The sequence below is a fragment of the Flavobacterium sp. RHBU_3 genome (genome assembly GCF_046613565.1).
Classification (GTDB): domain Bacteria; phylum Bacteroidota; class Bacteroidia; order Flavobacteriales; family Flavobacteriaceae; genus Flavobacterium.
The window spans coordinates 1-489 of the sequence record NZ_JBKJHC010000042.1; the positions used below are offsets into that span (position 1 = coordinate 1).

General features: G+C 46.4%; 1 protein-coding gene. It reads right to left on the bottom strand.

Translation table 11 applies throughout. The features are described from left to right. A partial coding sequence (locus ACLI1A_RS19565) for a GEVED domain-containing protein (RefSeq protein WP_411410383.1) occupies positions 1-489 on the bottom strand: 489 nt, incomplete at both ends.

Genomic DNA, 489 nt, shown 5'->3' on the forward strand with positions numbered 1-489 from the left:
GCTTGCCGCTGTTGGCACTACGCCACCACACCAGTTAGTTGTAGTAGCCCAGGCAGTACTTGTAGCACCTGTCCAGGTGTAGCATGGAGCAGATACCGCAAGAGTATAGTCTACATAAGTACCATAGCTGTAGCTTCCACATGGTGAGCCGGCAGGAGAGCCGTTACCAGAGTTACCATAGATGTTCCATACCCTTATCCTGTAGTTACCTGTAGTTACCCAAGAAGGGATGGTTACAGAAAGCGTAAAGTTAGCAGTACTTGCATCTATATAGCTAGGTGTAGCTATTATTTCATCAGTATCATCAAAGTTACCGTCGCTGTTAAAGTCGGCCGCAATTCCTATACCGTCCCATCCTATAGAAGTAACGTTAAAGGTGTATGTGTTGCCAGATATTACGGCGATTTGCTGTGATGTACGGTTTGTAGCTGCTGTAGAACAAGCAGTAGAACCGGTAAGGCTGTCGTTAAACGAAACCGAAGGTACTGC